Origin of the sequence: Aquabacterium sp., assembly GCF_044226965.1 — a bacterium.
GTDB lineage: Bacteria > Pseudomonadota > Gammaproteobacteria > Burkholderiales > Burkholderiaceae_C > Pseudaquabacterium.
In genome coordinates this window covers 1-18,950 of record NZ_JBGAGA010000001.1, presented here as the reverse complement: position 1 = coordinate 18,950, position 18,950 = coordinate 1, and the positions used below count along the sequence as shown (strand labels likewise).

Below are 18,950 nucleotides of genomic sequence, written 5' to 3'. Positions count from 1 at the left end.
GCGGTGGCCCTCGGCCGCATGCGCCCGGCCGCCCGCGCCGCGACCTTCCCACTCCCCGTGCCGATGAAAGACGCCCTGCGCCACCAACTGCAACGCCTCGAGATGCGCCTGGCCGAGCTCGATGCCCATCTCGCCGACCCCGCACTGGCCACGGACATTCAGCGTTATCGCAGCGTCGCCCGCGAACAGGCCGAGGCTGCCGCGGTGGTGCAGCGCTTCCGCGCCCACGAACAACGCGAAGCCGATCTCGCCGCCGCGCGCGAACTGCTGGCCGACCCTGAAATGGCCGAGATGGCGCAGGAGGAAATCGCCGGTGCGCAGGCCGACATCGAACGCCTGCACGCCGAGCTGCAGACCGCGCTGCTGCCCCGCGACCCCGACGACGGCCGCTCGGCCTTCCTCGAGATCCGCGCCGGCACCGGGGGCGAAGAGTCGGCGCTGTTCGCCGCCGACCTGGCGCGCATGTACCTGCGCTTCTGCGAACGCCAGGGCTGGCGCACCGAGGTGATGAGCGAGAGCGCGTCGGACCTCGGCGGCTACAAGGAGCTGGTGCTACGCGTCGAGGGCGCCGGTGCCTATGGCGAGCTGAAGTTCGAATCCGGCGGCCATCGCGTGCAGCGTGTGCCCGAGACCGAGTCGCAAGGCCGCATCCACACCAGCGCCTGCACCGTCGCCGTGATGCCCGAGCCCGACGAGCAGGCCGAGGTGACGCTGAACCCCAGCGAGCTGCGCATCGACACCTTCCGCGCCAGCGGCGCCGGCGGCCAGCACATCAACAAGACCGACTCGGCGATCCGCATCACCCACCTGCCCACCGGCATCGTGGCCGAATGTCAGGACGACCGCTCGCAGCACCGCAACAAGGCCAAGGCGATGGCGGTGCTGCTGGCCCGCTTTCGCGACAAGGAGCGCGGCGAACGCGAGGCCAAGGAAGCCGCCACGCGCAAGAGCCTGGTGGGCACCGGCGATCGCTCGGACCGCATCCGCACCTACAACTTTCCGCAGGGCCGGCTGACCGACCACCGCATCAACCTGACGCTGTACAAGCTCGGCGCCATCATGGACGGCGAACTCGGCGACGTGATCACCGCGCTGAAGGCGGCGCAGGTGCAGGCCCAGCTGGCCGCGCTGGAAGGCGTGCAGTGACCTTGACGATCGCCGGCGCGCTGGCGCTGGCCGCGCGCCTGGGCGCCGAACGCGGCGACGCGCAGCAGTTGCTGGCGCACCGGCTGCAGCGCCCGCGCAGCTGGCTGCTGGCCCATGACGACCAGGCCTTGCCGATCGACCTGGCCCCGCGCTTCGAAGCCGAGTGCCGGCAGCTGGCGGACGATGTCCCGCTGGCCTACCTGCTCGGCGAGCAGCCCTTCCACGGCCTGATGCTGCAGGTCTCGCCGGCCGTGCTGGTGCCGCGGCCGGACACCGAAACACTGGTGGCCTGGGCGCTCGACTGCCTGGGCCAGGCCGCGCTGCCAACGCCCGAAGTGCTCGACCTCGGCACCGGCAGCGGCGCGATCGCGCTGGCGGTGGCCAACGCGTGGCGTGCCGCCCGCGTCACCGCCACCGACGTCAGCGAAGCCGCGCTGGCGGTGGCCCGCAGCAATGGCGCGCGGCTCGGACTCGCGATCGACACCGCCGCCGGCAGCTGGTGGCAGGCCGTGCCCGGCCGGCAGTTTGACCTGGTGCTCTCGAACCCGCCCTACATCGCCGGCGACGACCCCCACCTGCCCGCCCTGCGCCACGAGCCGCACCTGGCCCTGACGCCCGGCGGCGATGGCCTTGACGCGATCCGCGCGATCGTGGCCGGTGCGCCGCAGGCCCTGCGGCCCGGCGGCTGGTTGCTGCTCGAGCACGGCTGGGACCAGGCCGATGCCGTGCGTGCATTGCTGCGCGGCGCGGGCTTCGCCGAGGTGCAGTCGCGGCAGGACCTGGCCGGCCGCATGCGCTGCAGCGGCGGAAGGCGGCAACAGGGGTAGGCGAACCCACGAAATACGCTGAATCCTGAGCGCTGTTGGTGATCCAGACACCGGCCGGCGAGCGTAGGATGATCAGCACTGTCCACCGCCGTTACCGAGGAGATGACCATGCGTTTGACCCTTGTGCTGGCATTGGCCACCGTGGCCGCACCGGCCTTCGGCGGTGGCAATGGCCTGGTGGCGGCTCCGGATGCATTCGGCCCGCGCTGGCAGGCGCGCATCGAGGTCGATGCTCTGCCCAGCTTCGGCCTGGGCGGCGTGCCACTGGGCCCGATGAACATCCTGCAGACAACCCGGCTGCTCGGCGACTACCGGCTCGATGCGCTGCAGTTCGGCAAGGCCGGCGGCCTGCGGCTGACCGGCGGCCTGCTGCTGAACCAGCGCCTGCCGGGCGGCGACCCGCGCGGAAACTGGCCGTACCTTGGCATCGGCTACACCGGTGGCGGGCTGCGCGGCGACTGGGGTTTCAGTGCCGACATCGGCCTGGCGGCGCAGAACCCGGGGGCGGCCACGCGGCTGGGCAAGGTCTTCAATGGCGGCGTCGACCTCAACGACGCCTTGCGCGAGTTGCGCCTGCAGCCGATGATCCGCTTCGGCATGCACTACACCTTCTGATTCGCCGCCTGCCCGCACGGGCTTGACCGCGCGCAGCGGCCCGTACGGCCGCTTTGCCGTATAAAGCTGCCCTGGTCTTCAATCGCCATCTTCCCACCATGAGTGACGTTCAAAAGCGCATCGACGACATCGTCAAGGGCGGCAAAGTCGTGCTGTTCATGAAGGGCACGAGCCAGTTCCCGATGTGCGGCTTCTCCGGCCGCGCGATCCAGGTGCTCAAGGCCTGCGGCGTGAGCGAGCTCACCACCGTCAACGTGCTCGAGGATGAGGCCATCCGCCAGGGCATCAAGGAATACGCCAACTGGCCGACGATTCCGCAGCTGTACGTCAACGGCGAGTTTGTCGGCGGCTCGGACATCATGATGGAGATGTACCAGTCGGGCGAATTGCAGCAGATGCTCGCGGCCTGACACGGCCATCGTGACCGCGCGGCTCGTCGTCGGCATCACCGGTGCCACCGGTGCCGTCTATGGCGTGCGCCTGCTGCAGAGGGCACGGGCCCTGGGCCTGGAAACCCATCTCGTGGTCACGCCCGCGGGCGTGCTGAACGCGCACCACGAGCTCGGCCTCGACCGCGCTGCACTTGATGCGCTGGCCGATCGGGCCTACGCCCCCGCGGACGTCGGTGCGTGCGTCGCCAGCGGCAGTTTCGCCACCGCGGCGATGGCCGTCGCGCCCTGCTCGATGAAGACGCTGGCCGCCATCGCCCACGGGCTGTCGGACAACCTGCTGACGCGCGCCGCCGACGTCACGCTGAAGGAGCGCCGTCCGCTGCTGCTGATGGTGCGCGAGACACCACTGAACCTGGCCCACCTGCGCAACATGACCGCTGTCACCGAGATGGGCGGCATCGTGTTTCCGCCGTTGCCGGCGTTCTACCACCGGCCGCAATCGATCGCCGAGCTCGTCGACGACACCGTCGAGCGCGCGCTGCAGCTGCTCGGCGCGCAGCAGGCTCAGCCCAAGGCCTGGGCCGGCCTACGCTAGCCACAGGCGGCGCGCCGCCAGCACCGCATTCGGGTACTCGTCGCGGCCGCGGCTGCCGTTGTAGCGCCCCAGCGCGAGCGAGAGGTTGCCCTTCTCCATCTCCAGGTAGTGCCGCAGGATCACGCAGCCGAAGCGCAGGTTGGTCTGCATGTGGAACAGCTTGGCCGCATCGCCATCGCCGATCAGCTTGACCCAGAACGGCATCACCTGCATGTAGCCGCGCGCGCCGGCCGAGCTGATCGCGTACTTGCGAAAACCGCTCTCGACCTGGATCAGCCCGAGCACCAGCGCCGGCTCGAGCGCCGCGCGCTTGGCCTCGTACCACAGCGTCTCGAGGAACTCGACGCGGGTATGCAGCTCGCTCTTGCGGCGCTTGAGCTTTTCGCTGGTGGCACCCAGCCAGCGCAGGTAGGCCACCCGCGCGTCGCTGCTCGGAAAGCTCGGCCGTGGCGGCGCGTCGCTGGCGATCGCGGCCGACAGGGCCGTGCGCACGGCATCGGCCAGCGGCTCCTCGCGTTGCGCCCCGGCCTGTGCGGCCTGGGGCAGGCCTCCAGCGCCAGCCGCTGCCGCCGCAAGCAGCAGCGAGCGGCGGCGCAGCGGCCAGCTCATGCCGACAGGCGGCCCTTCAGCAAGGCGGCCGCTTCGGTCAGCGCCACCACGCTGGCCTGCGCTTCGCGCCGGCCCTGCAGCTCCACCGTGCCGGCCTTCAGGCCGCGGTCGGAGATCACCACGCGCTGCGGCACGCCCACCAGTTCCCAGTCGGCGAACATCGCGCCGGGCCGCTCGCCGCGGTCGTCGAGCATCACGTCGATACCCAGGCCTAGCAGCCGGTCGTGCAGATGGTCGGCAGCCGCCTTGACCTCGGCGCTGCGGTCATAGCCGATCGGGCAGATCACCGCCTCGAAAGGCGCGATCGAGGCCGGCCAGATGATGCCGCGCTCGTCGTGGTTCTGCTCGATCGCCGCGCCCAGGATGCGGGTGACGCCGATGCCGTAGCAGCCCATCTCCATCAGCTGCGGCTTGCCGGTCTCGTCCAGGTAGGTGGCGTTCATCGCCTTCGAATACTTGGTGCCGAGGTAGAACACATGGCCGACCTCGATGCCGCGCTGGATGGCCAGCACGCCCTTGCCGTCCGGCGAGGGGTCGCCGGCCAGCACGTTGCGGATGTCGGCCACCAGGTCGGGCTCGGGCAGGTCGCGGCCCCAGTTGACGCCGGTGATGTGGAAGTCGGCCTCGTTGGCGCCGCAGATGAAGTCGGCCATGGCCGCCACCGTGCGGTCGGCCACCACTTTCACCGGCTTCTTCGTTCCGATGGGGCCCAGGTAGCCCGGCTTGCAGCCAAAGTGGTCCTCGATCTCGGCCACGGTCGCGAAGCGCCAGCCGTTCTTCAGGCCCTCGACCTTGCCGGCCTTCACTTCGTTGAGCTCGTGGTCGCCACGCACCAGCAGCAGCCACACGCTGGACTTGACGATGTCGCCGGCCTCGTTCTTCTCGTCGGTGGCCAGCACCAGCGACTTCACCGTGCGCTGCAGCGGCAGGCCCAGCAGCGCCGCCACATCGGCGCAGGTGCTCTTGCCGGGCGTCGGCGTCTTGACCATCGCTTCGGCGGGTGCGGGCCGCGCGCCGGGCGACAGGCCTTCGGCCAGCTCGACGTTCGCCGCGTAGTCGCTGGTCGGGCAGTAGACGATGGCGTCCTCGCCGGTGTCGGCGATCACCTGGAACTCGTGCGAACGGTCGCCGCCGATCGCGCCGGTGTCGGCCGCCACCGCGCGGTACTGCAGGCCGAAGCGATCGAAGATGCGCTTGTAGGCCGCGAACATGATGTCGTAGCTCTTCGCGGCGCTGGCCTGGTCGCGGTCGAAGGAATAGGCGTCCTTCATCGTGAACTCGCGGCCTCGCATGATGCCGAAGCGGGGCCGACGCTCGTCGCGGAACTTGGTCTGGATGTGGTAGAAGTTTTTCGGCAGCTGGCGGTAGCTGCGCAGCTCCTGGCGCGCGATGTCGGTCACCACCTCTTCGCTGGTGGGCTGGATCACGAAGTCGCGCTCATGCCGGTCCTTCACGCGCAGCAGCTCCGGCCCGTAGGCCTGGAAGCGGCCGCTCTCCTGCCACAGCTCGGCCGGCTGCACCACCGGCATCAGCAGCTCCACCGCGCCGGCGCGGTTCATCTCCTCGCGGATGATGGCCTCGATCTTGCGAATCACGCGCAGACCCATCGGCATGTAGTTGTAGATGCCGGCGCCCAGGCGCTTGATCATGCCGGCACGCATCATCAGCTGATGGCTGATCACTTCCGCATCCGCGGGAGCTTCCTTCAAGGTGGCGATGAAGAACTGGGAGGCTTTCATGGATTGAGAGTGCTCGAGGGCACTGCGTTGCACGGGGCGCGGGTGCATGCGGGTAAGCGAGGGTTCGCCTCGCGCACGCTGCCGGTGCAATAATTATTTCAGTTCAGAAATTTTGGGGTCGATTATGCTCGACCGTGAAGGCTTCAGGCCCAACGTCGGCATCATCCTGCTCAACTCGCGCAACCAGGTTTTCTGGGGCAAACGGCTGCGAACCCACTCGTGGCAGTTCCCGCAGGGTGGCATCAAGTACGGCGAGTCGCCAGAGCAGGCGATGTTCCGCGAGTTGCACGAGGAAGTGGGGCTGCGTCCCGAGCACGTGAGGATCCTCGCGCGCACCCGCGACTGGCTGCGCTATGAAGTGCCCGAGCACTTCATCCGCAAGGACGCCCGCGGCCACTACAAGGGGCAGAAGCAGATCTGGTACCTGTTGCGCCTGGTCGGCCGCGACTGCGACCTCGACCTGCGCGCGACCGACCATCCGGAGTTCGACGCCTGGCGCTGGAACGACTACTGGGTGCCGCTGGAACTGGTGATCGAGTTCAAGCGCGACGTGTACCAGATGGCGCTGAGCGAACTCGCGCGCTTCCTGCCGCGCGTGAACCACTACAACCGCTACCTGCGCGGCGGCATGCGCACGCGCTCGCACGACTTACCGCCGGACGACGAGCACCTCGGGCCGCGCAACGGCCACGGTGGCGAACATGACGGCGAGCACAACGGCAACCTGCAGCCGACGCTGGCGCCCCAGCCTGAAACCCCTGGCGGGGACGAGACCCTCTGAGGGCTCTTCAGGCCGCCCACGGCAGCATCATCGTCAGCCACAGCAGCTTCTCGAACTCGGGCTCGAAGCGGTCGATGATCTGCTGCGGCTCGGGGCACAGCGCGTGGTCGGTGATCAGCCCGAACTGCACGCCGCCGCCATAGCTGAGGATGCTGACGCCCATGCCGATGTTGCCTGAGGCCGGCACCCAGAACATCGTCTGCCGCAGCGTGGATCCGGCGAACTTCAGCGGCTTGGCCGGGCCGGGCACGTTGGTCATCACCGCGGTGGCCTTCTTCGCGAACAGGTTCAGGACCAGGTCCTGAACCGACTTGACGAACAGGCCCGTCATCGACAGCACCGCGAAGGCCAGCAGCGGCTGATAACTTCCTTTCAGCTCGGCCATGCGCGCACGCACCGCGAACACCCGCTCGACCGGATTGCTGATGCCGATGGGCAGCACCAGCGGCACCAGGCCGAAGCGGTTGCCCAGCTGCCAGGCCTTCTCCAACGGCCGCAGGTTCACCGGCACCATCGCGCGGATCTCCTTGCCGGTGGGATCCTCGCCGCGGTCGGTGAGGTACTGGCCGATGGCGCCGGCCACGCAGGACAGCAGCACGTCGTTGATCGAGCAGCCCAGCGCCTTGCCGATGGTCTTGACGCGCTCCAGCGGCATCGGCTCGTTCCAGGCGACGACCTTGCGCCCGTCGGGCTGGCCCTTGAGCTGCGTCGGCGAGTCGTCGGACATCAGCGCGATGGCCGCGGCATCGTTGATGACCTGGTAGCCCGAGCGCGCCATGTCGAGCGAACTGAGCAGCGGCTGCTGCGGGTTCGACAGCATGTCCAGCGACTTGCTCATGCCCACCGGCCCCAGGCCGATGGCCTTGACGGTGAGGTCGGTCAGCGGCTTGAGCACCGCGTCGGACAGCCAGTCGCCTTCATGCTCTTCGTCGCGCTCGCGGCGACGGCGCTGCGGCGGATCGGCGCCGCCATCGGTGATCGACAGCATCACCGAGATCAGCGCGATGCCGTCGGCGATGCAGTGGTGCACGCGGGCGATCAATGCGCTGCCGCCCTCGTAGTCCTCGATCAGGTGGAACTGCCACAGCGGATGCGCCGGCGCCAGCGGCGTGGTGGCGAGTTCGCCGCAGCGGCGCTGCAGGGCATGGCGCTCGCTTTCGCCGGGCTCGCGGTGCAGCGTCTCGGCCACCACGTGATGCGTGATGTCGAAGTCCTCGTCCTCGACCCAGCTCGCGCCCATCGTGTCGAGCACCGCCTTGTGCTTGAAGCGCTCGTACTTCAGCAGTTTGTCGCTCACCCGCTCGCGCAGCGCCTCGAGCGTGATCGCGGGTGTCAGCAGCCAGACGCCGACGATCATCATCAGGTTGACGTCGTTGTCCATGCGCAGCCAGGCGGTATCGACACGCGACATGCGGCTGGCGGCAGGGGTGGTCATGGGGCTCGTCTCCTCGGCTGGCTTCTCTAGGTTGGCGGGCACGATGCTGGGTAACATCGCGCCCGTCAAGACCGATTTTCACGCAGAGGATCCCACCATGGCCGATCTCAAAGCCACGTTCGAGCAAGCCGTTGCCGACAGCAAGAACCTGCCGGAGAAACCCGACAACATGACCTTGCTGAAGATCTACTCGCTGTACAAGCAGGCCACCGCGGGCGACGTGGAAGGCAAGCGCCCCGGCTTCACCGACATGGTCGGCCGCGCCAAGTGGGATGCCTGGAACGAACTGAAGGGCAAGAGCGCCGACGAAGCGATGCAGGACTACATCGACCTCGTCGAATCCCTGAAGTAAGCGGCCGCGCTACTTCTTCTTTTTCGCCGCGGCCTTGCCCGCGGCGGCCGCCTTGCCCAGCAGGCCGTCGAGGTTCTTCTCGATCTCGGCCTCGATGGTCTTGGCGAACGCGCCCAGCAGGAAGCCAAGCTTGGCGTCGAGCTCGAAATGGTCGGGGGCGACGATCAGCGTGCCCTTGACGCCGCTGCGGGTGAACTCCACGGTATCGCTGGTCTCGCCTTCGAGCACGGTGCAGGCCATGTCGAACTTCGCTTCCACCTCCTCGGCCCATTGCCAGGCCACCTCGCGCGCCTTGGCCAAGCCGAGTTGGTGCTCGCGATGGATGTGGATGTCGGGCATGGGTGCGTTCCTCGTGTCGTCGATCGGCCAGCCGCTCAAGGGCGAGCCTGCAGTGTGGCGCGCCGCTCGGCCTTGGGCAAGGCGGCCAAGCGCCTGGCCTCGGCGTAGAAGCGCGTGAAATCGCGGCCCTGGCGTTCGAACAGGCGCTCGAAGTCGGGCACCAGTTCGTCGTAGGCGGCCTGCACGCCGAAGGTGGCGTTGTTGGCCTTCGCGGCCCAGGCGTCGTAGCCGGCGTACCCCTGCCAGGGCCCGGCCTTCAGGCGCGCCAGCTCGTCGCGCATCGCCGCCAGGATCTCGGCCTTGCCGCGGCGCTTGTCGGCTTCATCCGCCGCGCTGGCGTACAGCGCCTGCAGCCTGGCGCGGGTGCGCAGGCTCAGCGCGCGGAAGTCGCGGCGGCGTTGCTCGAAGGCGGCATCCTCGGCATCGCTGGCGCCTCGGTGCTCGCGCCATCGGGCGCCGCCGATGCGCTCGACCGCGGTGGCGAAGGATTCATTGAAGGTGGTGTCGTCCGCGGCATAGGCCACCTGGTGCGCGAGCTCGTGGAAGATCAGCCGCGCCAGTTCGCCCTCGCTCCAGCGGATGAAGGTGTTGAGCAGTGGATCGCCACCGAGCCAGTTGGTCCAGCCCAGCGTCGAATAGGCCGGCACGCCATAGACATTGACGTCCAGGCCCTCGGCCTTCAGCGTGCCGGCCAGCGTGTCGGCCTCGGCCCGGTCGAAATAGCCGCGGTAGCCCACGCAACCCATCAACGGGTAGCACCAGGTCTTCAGCGTCAGTGCCAGCTCGGGTGCGGCCACCACGTTCCACACCACCGCGTCGCGGCCCAGGTCGGCATAGCGGCGGTAGCTGCGGTTGTCGGGCAGCTTCAGTTCGCGCACCGCGAAGTCGCGCATCTGCTGCGACAGCTGCAGCCGCTCGCGCAGCGCGGCAGGCGTGCTGCCATCGGCCAGCCAGTCGTCGACCGGCCGGGCGCGCCGCATCACCTCGAGGTGACCGCCAACCGACTGGGCGTAGTAGCCCAACGTCGAGCAGCCCACCAGGCTGCCTGCTGCCGCAGCCAGCGCCAGCACCAGGGCGCCGGCGCGCCACCGCTTCATGCCGCCTGCACCTCGACCAGGCAGTCGTAGAAGGTCGGGCCGCCGCCGATGTCGGTGAGACGCTGGCTGGTCAGCTCGTTGACGTTGGTGCCCTGCGCGCCGAGCTTGCGCCACCACACGCCCAGCCCGTTGACGACGCCAGGCCGGGCGCGCCCGCTCAGCGCGGCACGGCAGCGGTAGCGGCCGCGGTCGTTGAACACGTCGACCATCGCGCCGTCGGCGATGCCGCGCGCGGCGGCGTCATCGGGATGCAGCTCGACCAGCGGCTCGCCCTCGATGCTGCGCAGGCTCTTGACGTTGACGAAGGTGGAGTTCAGGAAATGCCGCGCCGGCGGCGAGATCATCGCCAGCGGATAGCGCCGCGCCAGCGCCGGCGCCGACTGCACGGACTCGTACGGCGCCACGTAGTCCGGCACGCCGTAGCCCGGCGCGTCGATGCGCACCTTGCCATCCGCGGTGGGGAAGCCGCCGTCGGCAAACGGCTGCTCGGCAATCGGCAGCTTGACCCAGCCCTGTGCGCGCAGCGCCGCCATGTCCAGGCCGACGAAGGCCTGCTCGGCCAGCTGCTCGTCGCTGTCGCGGAAGCAGGGCTCGTGGAAGCCCATGCGCTGCGCCAGCGCGCGGAAGATCGCGGTGTTGGGCCGCGCCTGGCCCAGTGGCTCGACGGCCGGCTGGTTCATCAGGGCATAGGTGTGGCCATACGCGGTGTGCACATCCAGGTGCTCGAGCTGCGTGGTGGCGGGCAGCACGTAGTCGGCATGGTCGGCGGTGTCGGTGAGGAAGTGCTCGAGCACCACGGTGAACAGGTCTTCGCGTGCGAAGCCCTGCACCACCTTGCGCGATTCAGGCGCCACCGCCACCGGGTTGCTGTTGTAGACGATCAGCGCCTCGATGCGCGGGCCGAATGCGGGCGACGCCTCGCGCAGCAGGTCGTCGCCGATCGTGCTCATGTTCAGCGTGCGCGGCCGGCGTTCGCCGAGCAGGTCGGGCCGCTCGAGCTGCGGATTGCGGAAGGCCTTGAACCAGCCCGAGGCCGACAGCAGCAGCCCGCCGCCGCGCTGCTTCCACGCCCCGGTCAGGCAGGGCAGCAAGGCGATCAGCCGCGTGGCGCTGCCGCCGCCGTGCACCCGCTGCATGCCGTAGTTCAGGCGGATCGCCGCCGGCGCGGTGGTGGCGTAGTCGCGCGCCAGCTGGCGCACGACATCGGCCTCGATGCCGCACACCTGCGCAGCGCGCTCGGGCGGCCACTGCAGCGCGCGCTCGCGCAGCGCCGCGAAGCCGTCGACATGGCGTGCGATGTAGTCCTCGTCGAGCCAGCCCTGGGTGATCAGCTCGTGCATCAGGCCCAGCGCCAGCGCACCGTCCGTGCCCGGCAGCAGCGCGATGTGCTGGTGGCACTTGTCGGCCGTCTCGGTGCGCCGCGGGTCGATGCAGATCAGCTTCGCGCCCTGGCGCTTGGCCGCCTGCGCAAAGGTCCAGAAGTGCAGGTTCGAGGCGATCGAGTTGCTGCCCCAGATCAGGATCAGCCGGCTGTCGGCGTAGTGCTCCAGGTGCATGCCGACCTTGCCGCCGTAGGTGGCGACCAGCGCATCGCCGCCCGCGGCCGCGCAGATGGTGCGGTCGAGCAGCGAGGCGCCGAGCCGGTGGAAGAAGCGGCCGGCCATCGCCTCGCCCTGCAGCAGGCCCATGGTGCCGGCATAGCTGTAGGGCACGATGGCCTGCGGATCACGCGCGGCCACCGCCTTCAGCTGCGCGGCGATGTCGTCCAGCGCCTCGTCCCAGCTCACCGGCACGAACTGGCCGCTGCCCTTCGGGCCGCTGCGCTTCAGCGGCGTGAGCACGCGTTCCTCGTGGTAGGTGCGCTCGGGGTAGCGCGAGACCTTGGTGCACAGCGCGCCGTGGGTCGGCGGATGCTCGGGGTCGCCCTGCACGCGCACGACGCGGCCTTGCTCGACCGTGATCTTCAGTGCGCAGGTGTCGGGGCAGTCGTGCGGGCAGGCGCCGCGCACGGTGCGGGATACGGCCAGGGTGCTCATCGGCGAACTATTGCACAGGCTCCCCGGGCATCTGCTATGTCCGGGCTTGCCAATGCCGATATGGGCTGATCAGCCGTGCACCGTGACCGCTTTCGACACCATGAGACCTTTCCCCTCCCGCCGCCAAGCCCTGCAGCAGCTGGCCGGCCTGTCCACCGGCCTGGCGCTGCCGGCCTTCGCGCAGAGCGACCGGCGCATCGTGCTCGGCCAGTCCTGCGCCACCACCGGCGCGGCAGCGCAGCTGGGCATCCAGATGAACCACGGCGCGCGGCTGTACTTCGACGCCCTCAACGCGCAGGGCGGCGTCAATGGCCAGGCCATCGAGCTGCGCCTGCTGGACGACGGCTACGAGCCCGAGCGCTGCAAGGCCAACACCGAGCAGCTGATCCGCGACGAGGTGTTCGCGCTGTTCGGCTATGTCGGCACACCCACCTCGCTGGCCGCGCTGCCGCTGGTCAACCAGCACAAGGTGCCGTTCTTCGGCCCTTTCACCGGCGCGCAGGCGCTGCGCGAGCCGTTCAGCCGCTCGGTGTTCCATGTGCGGGCCTCGTACTTCGACGAGACCGCGCTGATCGTGCGCCAGCTCACCGCGCTGGGGCTGAAGAAGATCGCGGTGTTCCGCCAGAACGACAGCTACGGCCAGGCCGGGCTGGACGGCGTGCAGCGCGCGCTGGCAGCGCAGAACCTGCAGCCGCAGGCCATTGGCACGGTCGAGCGCAACTCGGTGGACGTCGCCGCCGCGGTGCAGGCCATCGTGCCCAAGGCGCCGGATGCGGTGGTGCAGATCAGCGCCTACAAGAGCTGCGCGGCCTTCATCCGCGCGGCGCGCAAGGCCGGCTACGCGGGCAATTTCTACAACGTGTCCTTCGTCGGCACGCAGGCGCTGGCCGACGAACTGGGCAAGGACGGGCGCGGCGTCGTCATCAGCCAGGTGATGCCCTACCCGTTCTCGACCACCACGGCGATCTCGCGCGAGTACCTCGACGCCGTGAAGCGCAGCGGCGGCAAGACCAAGCCCAACTACTCGAGCATGGAAGGCTATGTCGCGGCCAAGGTGTTCACCGAAGGCCTGAAGCGTGCCGGCCGCAACCCCAGCCGCGAAGCGCTGGTCGCGGCGCTCGAAGGACTGGGCCGCCATGACCTCGGCGGCTTCAGCGTCAACTTCAGCGGGCGCGACCATGTCGGCAGCCAGTTCGCCGAGCTGACGATGCTGACCGAGGATGGCAACGTCAAGCGCTAGGGATAGACAGCGGGGCGTAAACTGGGTCGCACCCTCCATGCTGCGATCCTGCCCCCCGCCATGCGACTGATCGAATCCATCCTTGCCGACGCGGCGTCCATCACTGCGCTGCGACGTGACATCCACGCCCACCCCGAGCTGTGCTTCGAGGAAAAGCGCACCTCGGACGTGATCGCCCAGGCCCTCACCGACTGGGGCATTCCGGTGCACCGCGGGCTGGGCACCACCGGCGTGGTCGGCATCATCAAGAACGGCACGAGTGATCGCGCGGTGGGCCTGCGCGCCGACATCGACGCGCTGCCGATGACCGAGCGCAACACCTTCGCGCATGCCAGCCAGCACCCCGGCAAGATGCATGCATGCGGCCACGACGGCCACACCGCGATGCTGCTGGCCGCGGCCAAGCACCTGGCCAGGCACCGCAACTTCGACGGCACCGTGTACCTGATCTTCCAGCCGGCCGAGGAAGGCGGCGGCGGCGCGCGCGAGATGATCAAGGACGGGCTGTTCAACCTGTTCCCGATGGAAGCGGTGTTCGGCGCGCACAACTGGCCGGGCCTGAAGGTCGGCCAGTTCACGCTGAAGAGCGGGCCCTGCTACGCGTCCAGCAACGAGTTCAAGATCACGCTGCGCGGCAAGGGCGCGCATGGCGCGATGCCGCATCTGGGCATCGACCCGGTGCCCGCGGCCTGCCAGATGGTGCAGGCCTTCCAGACCATCATCACCCGCAACAAGCGGCCGATCGACACCGGCGTGATCTCGGTGACGATGATCCACACCGGCGAAGCCACCAACGTGATCCCCGAGAGCTGCGTGCTCGAGGGCACCGTGCGCACCTTCACCACCGAGGTGCTGGACCTGATCGAGCGCCGCATGCAGCAGATCGCCGAGGCCACCGCGCAGGCCTTCGAATGCGAGTGCGAGTTCAAGTTCAAGCGCAACTACCCGCCGACCATCAACCACGTCGCCGAGACCGAATTCGCCCGCAAGGTGCTCAGCGAAGTGGTGGGCGCCGAGAACGTGATCGAGTTCGAGCCAACGATGGGCGCCGAAGACTTCAGCTACTACCTGCTGGAAAAGCCCGGCTGCTACTTCATGATCGGCAACGGCGACGGCGCGCACCGCATCGGCGGCCACGGCCTCGGGCCCTGCATGCTGCACAACCCGAGCTACGACTTCAACGACGACCTGATCCCGCTCGGCGCCACCGCGTGGGTGCGCATTGCCGAAGCCTGGCTGGGGGCGACGCGATGAGCGGGAGCGACGTCGAAGCCCTGTTCTCGCAAAGCTACGCCGAGGCACGGGCCAAGTTCATCGCGGCAGCCGAAGGCGCGCGGCTCGATGTCGAGAGCCACGTGCACCCGATGCTGGGCCGCGACGGCGAGCAGCTCGCGATGGACATCGTGCGCGACGGCCCGGCCGATGCGAAGGGCGTGCTGATCCTCAGCAGCGCCTGCCACGGCGTCGAAGGCTACTGCGGCTCGGGCGTGCAGATCGCGCTGCTGCGCGATGCCGAATTCCGGGCCCAGGCACAGGCCGCCGGCGTGGCGGTGCTGCACATCCATGGGCTGAACCCCTACGGCTTCTCGTGGTGGCGGCGCACGACGCACGAGAACGTCGACCTGAACCGCAACTTCCACGACTTCTCGGCACCGCTGCCGCACAACACCGGCTACGACGAGATCGCGCACCTGCTGGTGCCACCGACCTGGCCGCCGAGCGAAGAGATCCAGCAGGCAGTGGCCCGCTACATCGCCGAACGCGGCCTGCCGGCCTGGCAGGCGGCCATTTCCAGCGGCCAGTATGCGCACCCGGAAGGGCTGTTCTACGGCGGCCACAACCCCACCTGGAGCCAGCAGACCCTGCGCCATGTGCTGCAGGACCAGGGCCGCCATTGCGCGCGCCTGGGCTGGATCGACTTCCACACCGGCCTCGGACCCAGCGGCCTGGGCGAGCGCATCTTCGCCTGCCGCGACGATGCGCAGGCGCTGGCGCGGGCCAAGGCCTGGTGGGGACCGAACATCACCTCGATCTACGACGGCAGTTCCACCTCCGCCCGGCTGGTCGGCATGATGTGGATGGCCGCCTACGAGGAATGCCCGCAGGCCGAGTACACCGGCATCGCGCTCGAATACGGCACGGTGCCGATCACCGAGGTGCTGGACGCGCTGCGTGCAGACCAGTGGCTGGAGAACCATCCCGAGATCGGCGCGCCGCAGGCCGCTGCGATCAAGCGCCGCATGCGCGATGCGTTCTACACCGACACGCCGCAGTGGAAGCGGCAGGTCCTCGAGCAGGGGCTCGAGGCGGCGCGGCAGGCCGTCAGCGGCCTGCGCGCGTAGGACGCATCGCCCTCAGGCGACGAGGTTCAGGTTGGTGCCGACGCTGCCACCGGCAGCCGTCGTCGCGGCGTCGCCGCCCTGCGTCTCGGCCGCCGGCGCCGGCTGTGTCGTGACGCCGCGCGCGGCCTTCACCGCGTCGACCAGGATGGTCTTGGCGCCGGCGATGTCGCCCTTGGCGAGGGCCTTGCCGAGTTCGGCGAACGCGCTGTCCTTGGGCCAGGTCGCGCCCTCGGGCGCGTCCTTGACGATGTTCTTGTAGGCCTGCTTGGCGCCGTCGAGGTCGCCGGTGCGGATGGCCTTGGTCAGGTCGTGCGCGTTGCGGGCCTGGCCGTTCTCGATCAGCGGGCCGGGCACGCGGATGGGGCCGTTGACGGACTGGAGGCTGGAGAGGCTCATCATGAACTCCTGATGGTGAGGCTCGGCCTGGCGTCCGCTTGGGCGGGCTGGCCGACGGGTTGGGATGGCCGCACTGTGCGCCGGCACCGGACCGGACAAACGTCCGATCAGCGGCCGAATCACCCACCATTTCGCTGCCTAGGAATGGTGCGCCCCGGCGGGCACCGGAGGTGCATCGGCGCCAGATGTCCGAAACTGTCCGCTGCGCTTCCGTTGCAGGCCGTCCGAACGCTGTCAGTGTGCGGCACGATGGCACCACCTTGATGCCTGGAGTTGAACCATGAAGACCGCCCTGTTGCTGATCGACGCCCAACAATCGTTCACCGCCCGCCCGTTCTGGTCGGACGCCGACGTGCCGGCCTACCTGCAGCACACCAACGCGCTGCTTGCCGGCTGTGCCGAGCGCGGCATTCCGATCGTGCAGATCTTCCACACCCAGGGCCCGCGCGAGCCGGCCAATGCCTTCGCCCGCGAAAGCGGTCTGGTGCGCCCGCTCGACGGCATCACGCCCTACGACGCCGCGGCCTCGTTCGAGAAGCACCGCCACAGCGCGCTGGTGGGCACCGGGCTGGACGTGTGGCTGCTGCAGCAAGGCGTGCAGCGCCTGATCATCGCCGGCATCCGCACCGAGCAATGCTGTGAGACCACCGCCCGCCATGCCAGCGACCTGGGCTGGACGGTGGACTTCGTGCCCGACGCGATGCTGACCTTCGCGATGAGCACGCCAAGCGGCGAGACCCTGAGCGCCGCGGCCATCCGCGAACGGACCGAGACGGTGCTGACCGGCCGCTTCGTCACGCTGTGCACGGTGCCGCAGGCACTGGAGCGCGCCGCATGAGCACGGCCCCCGGACGCACGCTGCAGGTCGGCTTGCTGATGTTCCCCGAGGTCGAGGTGCTCGACTTCGCCGGGCCCTACGAGGTGTTCACCACCGCCGCGCGCATGGCGCTGCGGGCGGCCCCGGAAGCACCACCCCCCTTCGCGGTGAGCACCATCGCGCGCCGGGCCGGCCCCTGCCGCGCGCGTGCCGGCCTGCAGGCACAGGTCGACCATGACTTCGCGCAGCATCCGCCGCTGGATGTGCTGATCGTGCCCGGCGGCGTGGTGACGGCCGAGCTGCAGCAGCCCGAGACACTGGCCTGGCTGGCGCGCACCGCACCGGGCTGCAGCCTCGTCGCCTCGGTCTGCACCGGCGCCTTCCTGCTCGCCGCCGCCGGCCTGCTGCCGGCCGGCAGCCGCGTCATCACGCACTGGGAAGACATCGACGACCTGCGCCAAGCACACCCGGCACTGAACGTGCAAGACGCGGCCCTGGGCCTGCGCTGGGTCGACCTCGGGCGTATCGTCACCTCGGCCGGCATCAGCGCCGGCATCGACATGAGCCTGCACCTGGTCGAGCGTCTGGCCGGCCGCGCGCTGGCCGAGCGCACCGCCCGGCAGATGGACTTCGCATGGACCGAGAACCTGCCACCGCCACCGCACTGACCCCGCGCGACGACCAGCCGGTCGACGTGCTCTACGTCGTGCTGCCGGACACGCTGCTGCTGGACCTGGCGGGCCCGGCCGAGGCCTTCCGCCTGGCCAACCAGGCGCTGCAGCGCCGCGGCCGCGCACCGCTGTTCCGGCAGCGTTACTGCGGACCCTTGCCGGCGGTCTCCTCGTCGGTGGGCCTCACGCTGGCCGAGCTGGAACCGCTGCCCGCCCGCCTGAGCGCACCGACCTGGACCGTGCTGCTGGGCCGCCCGGGCGACACGGCCCAGGTGCTGCGCCGCCAGCGTGCCTGGCTGCAGACGCGCGACTGGCTGGCGCGGACGCTGTGGCCGCAGGTCAGCGCCGCGGGGGCGCCGCACCGCCTGCTCACCGTCTGCGTCGGCGCGCTGCTGGCCGCCGATGCCGGCCTGATCGGCGAGCGCCGCTGCACCACGCACCATGAGCTGCTGGACGAACTGGCGCAGCTCGCGCCGAAGGCGCAGGTGCTGGCCAACCGGCTGTTCGTCGAGGATGGCCCGCTGCTGTCCAGCGCCGGCATCACCGCCGGCATCGACCTGGCATTGCACTGCATCGCGCAGCTGGGCGGCGATGCGCTGGCCGCCAGCGTCGCGCAGGTGATGGTGGTGCAGGGCCGGCGCCACACGCAGGACCCGCAGCGCTCGCCGCTGCTGGCCTTCCGCGACCACCTGCACCCGGCCGTGCACCGCGTGCAGGAAGCGGTGTGCGAACGGCCCGGCGACCCCTGGCCGGCCGAGGCGCTGTCGGCCATCGCCCACGTCACGCCACGGCAGTTGACGCGCCTGTTCCACGAACACACCGGCCTCACGCCGCGCGCCTACGTCGAGCATGTGCGGGTGGCGCTGGCGCAGCAGGCCTTACGCCGCGGCGCCTCCGGCCAGCAGGCCGCCGACCTGGCCGGCTTCAGCTCCGATCGCCAATGGCGCCGCGCCAAAGCCAGGCATGCGGTTGGTCAGGCGCACCACGATGCAGCCTAAGGCACCGTCCCCCAAGCCGCCGCCGCGGATCCGGCTCCGCCGGTCCGCCAGCGGCCGCCCCCTCGAGGGGGAAGTGGCCGCAGGCCACTCCGGGGGTGGGCCCATCCACGGGGGTTTGTACGGTCCTTGGATGGCATGGGGCTTGCGTAAGATGCTGGCAGAAACTTGACCAAATGGTCAGCTTCTGGTGAATCCGGGCCACCGCCAGCCCGGCGTTGCGGGAGCGGTCCGTGGGCCCAGCCAGCACCTCCGAAGTTGCATCCGATATCCGACCCGGCCGGCTCAGCGCGGCCCAGTACGCCGATAACTTTGCCGATGCCGCACCGCGGCTCACGCGCACGCAGGCGCTGGTCGAGGCCGAACGCTGCCTGTACTGCCACGACGCGCCCTGCGCCACCGCCTGCCCCACCGGCATCGACGTGCCCAGCTTCATCCGCCGCATCGCCGAAGACAACCTGCGCGGCGCGGCCAAGGCCATCCTCAGCGCCAACCCGCTGGGCGGCACCTGCGCCCGCGTCTGCCC

20 protein-coding genes and 1 pseudogene are annotated in these 18,950 nt (G+C 69.7%); 14 read left to right on the top strand and 7 right to left on the bottom strand.

The annotated features are described in order from the left end of the window. Positions 1-63 precede the first annotated feature (63 nt). The 5 genes from prfA to ACILR4_RS00085 all read left to right on the top strand — a co-directional run bounded on the left by prfA (position 64) and on the right by ACILR4_RS00085 (position 3,575). Entirely contained in the window at positions 64-1,146 is a 1,083-nt protein-coding gene (prfA, locus tag ACILR4_RS00105; RefSeq protein ID WP_395698769.1) for a peptide chain release factor 1, read from the top strand. A gap of 2 nt (positions 1,147-1,148) precedes the next feature. Then, on the top strand, positions 1,149-1,973 hold the full coding sequence (gene prmC, locus ACILR4_RS00100) for a peptide chain release factor N(5)-glutamine methyltransferase (protein WP_395698938.1): 825 nt from the start codon (positions 1,149-1,151) through the stop codon (positions 1,971-1,973). Between the two features lie 108 nt (positions 1,974-2,081). After that, a complete protein-coding gene (locus ACILR4_RS00095) occupies positions 2,082-2,588 on the top strand; it encodes a hypothetical protein (RefSeq protein WP_395698768.1) in 507 nt (168 codons plus the stop codon). Between the two features lie 98 nt (positions 2,589-2,686). Continuing rightward, the gene (gene grxD / locus ACILR4_RS00090) at positions 2,687-2,998 is read left to right on the top strand and encodes a Grx4 family monothiol glutaredoxin (RefSeq protein WP_395698767.1); all 312 of its coding nucleotides are present in this window, start codon (positions 2,687-2,689) and stop codon (positions 2,996-2,998) included. Positions 2,999-3,008: 10 nt separating this feature from the next. After that, positions 3,009-3,575: a UbiX family flavin prenyltransferase gene (locus ACILR4_RS00085; protein WP_395698766.1), complete on the top strand. Its 567-nt coding sequence runs from the start codon at positions 3,009-3,011 to the stop codon at positions 3,573-3,575. On the opposite strand, the gene ACILR4_RS00080 is transcribed toward ACILR4_RS00085, so the two are convergent. Then, positions 3,567-4,184 (bottom strand): lytic transglycosylase domain-containing protein, encoded by a 618-nt coding sequence (locus ACILR4_RS00080; RefSeq protein ID WP_395698765.1) that lies wholly within the window; start codon positions 4,182-4,184, stop codon positions 3,567-3,569. The two genes, ACILR4_RS00085 and ACILR4_RS00080, sit on opposite strands and share 9 nt — an antisense overlap. Further along, complete coding sequence (locus tag ACILR4_RS00075) at positions 4,181-5,923, bottom strand: proline--tRNA ligase (RefSeq protein WP_395698764.1); 1,743 nt, start codon at positions 5,921-5,923, stop codon at positions 4,181-4,183. Before ACILR4_RS00075 ends, ACILR4_RS00080 begins: the two co-directional genes overlap by 4 nt. 124 nt (positions 5,924-6,047) lie before the next feature. Between ACILR4_RS00075 and ACILR4_RS00070 the strand changes: the two genes are divergently transcribed. Next, a complete protein-coding gene (locus ACILR4_RS00070) occupies positions 6,048-6,704 on the top strand; it encodes an RNA pyrophosphohydrolase (RefSeq protein WP_395698763.1) in 657 nt (218 codons plus the stop codon). A gap of 7 nt (positions 6,705-6,711) precedes the next feature. Here ACILR4_RS00070 and ACILR4_RS00065 read toward each other — a convergent pair whose 3' ends face one another. Continuing rightward, entirely contained in the window at positions 6,712-8,139 is a 1,428-nt protein-coding gene (locus ACILR4_RS00065) for a wax ester/triacylglycerol synthase family O-acyltransferase (RefSeq protein WP_395698762.1), read from the bottom strand. Positions 8,140-8,236: 97 nt separating this feature from the next. Between ACILR4_RS00065 and ACILR4_RS00060 the strand changes: the two genes are divergently transcribed. Beyond that, positions 8,237-8,491, top strand: coding sequence for an acyl-CoA-binding protein (locus ACILR4_RS00060; protein WP_395698761.1), 255 nt, complete (start codon positions 8,237-8,239; stop codon positions 8,489-8,491). 9 nt (positions 8,492-8,500) lie between these two features. On the opposite strand, the gene ACILR4_RS00055 is transcribed toward ACILR4_RS00060, so the two are convergent. From ACILR4_RS00055 to ACILR4_RS00045, 3 genes are read right to left on the bottom strand one after another with little or no spacing between them, the layout of a single operon-like run. Further along, positions 8,501-8,830, bottom strand: a complete 330-nt coding sequence (locus tag ACILR4_RS00055) for a polyhydroxyalkanoic acid system family protein (RefSeq protein ID WP_395698760.1) — start codon at positions 8,828-8,830, stop codon at positions 8,501-8,503. A 35-nt stretch (positions 8,831-8,865) separates the two neighbouring features. Then, entirely contained in the window at positions 8,866-9,927 is a 1,062-nt protein-coding gene (locus ACILR4_RS00050; protein ID WP_395698759.1) for an aminopeptidase, read from the bottom strand. Next, complete coding sequence (locus ACILR4_RS00045) at positions 9,924-11,963, bottom strand: molybdopterin-dependent oxidoreductase (RefSeq protein WP_395698758.1); 2,040 nt, start codon at positions 11,961-11,963, stop codon at positions 9,924-9,926. Before ACILR4_RS00045 ends, ACILR4_RS00050 begins: the two co-directional genes overlap by 4 nt. A gap of 100 nt (positions 11,964-12,063) precedes the next feature. On the opposite strand from ACILR4_RS00045, the gene ACILR4_RS00040 reads away from it, so the two are divergent. The 3 genes from ACILR4_RS00040 to ACILR4_RS00030 are packed head-to-tail and all read left to right on the top strand — an operon-like array spanning position 12,064 to position 15,545. Further along, positions 12,064-13,203 (top strand): ABC transporter substrate-binding protein, encoded by a 1,140-nt coding sequence (locus ACILR4_RS00040; protein ID WP_395698757.1) that lies wholly within the window; start codon positions 12,064-12,066, stop codon positions 13,201-13,203. 60 nt (positions 13,204-13,263) lie between these two features. Continuing rightward, complete coding sequence (locus ACILR4_RS00035; RefSeq protein WP_395698756.1) at positions 13,264-14,457, top strand: M20 aminoacylase family protein; 1,194 nt, start codon at positions 13,264-13,266, stop codon at positions 14,455-14,457. Next, positions 14,454-15,545 carry a M14 family metallopeptidase gene (locus ACILR4_RS00030; RefSeq protein ID WP_395698755.1) on the top strand — a complete coding sequence of 364 codons (1,092 nt, stop codon included), beginning with the start codon at positions 14,454-14,456 and terminating at the stop codon, positions 15,543-15,545. The genes ACILR4_RS00035 and ACILR4_RS00030 overlap by 4 nt, the downstream gene beginning before the upstream one ends. Before the next feature lie 12 nt (positions 15,546-15,557). On the opposite strand, the gene ACILR4_RS00025 is transcribed toward ACILR4_RS00030, so the two are convergent. Beyond that, complete coding sequence (locus tag ACILR4_RS00025; protein WP_395698754.1) at positions 15,558-15,941, bottom strand: hypothetical protein; 384 nt, start codon at positions 15,939-15,941, stop codon at positions 15,558-15,560. Positions 15,942-16,221: 280 nt separating this feature from the next. On the opposite strand from ACILR4_RS00025, the gene ACILR4_RS00020 reads away from it, so the two are divergent. The 4 genes and pseudogenes from ACILR4_RS00020 to ACILR4_RS00005 form a co-directional block, all read left to right on the top strand. Beyond that, on the top strand, positions 16,222-16,779 hold the full coding sequence (locus tag ACILR4_RS00020; RefSeq protein ID WP_395698753.1) for an isochorismatase family protein: 558 nt from the start codon (positions 16,222-16,224) through the stop codon (positions 16,777-16,779). After that, a complete protein-coding gene (locus tag ACILR4_RS00015) occupies positions 16,776-17,426 on the top strand; it encodes a DJ-1/PfpI family protein (protein ID WP_395698752.1) in 651 nt (216 codons plus the stop codon). Before ACILR4_RS00020 ends, ACILR4_RS00015 begins: the two co-directional genes overlap by 4 nt. After that, the gene (locus ACILR4_RS00010; protein WP_395698751.1) at positions 17,393-18,427 is read left to right on the top strand and encodes a GlxA family transcriptional regulator; all 1,035 of its coding nucleotides are present in this window, start codon (positions 17,393-17,395) and stop codon (positions 18,425-18,427) included. The genes ACILR4_RS00015 and ACILR4_RS00010 overlap by 34 nt, the downstream gene beginning before the upstream one ends. A gap of 230 nt (positions 18,428-18,657) precedes the next feature. Next, positions 18,658-18,950, top strand: a pseudogene (locus ACILR4_RS00005) (dihydropyrimidine dehydrogenase); the annotation flags it as partial.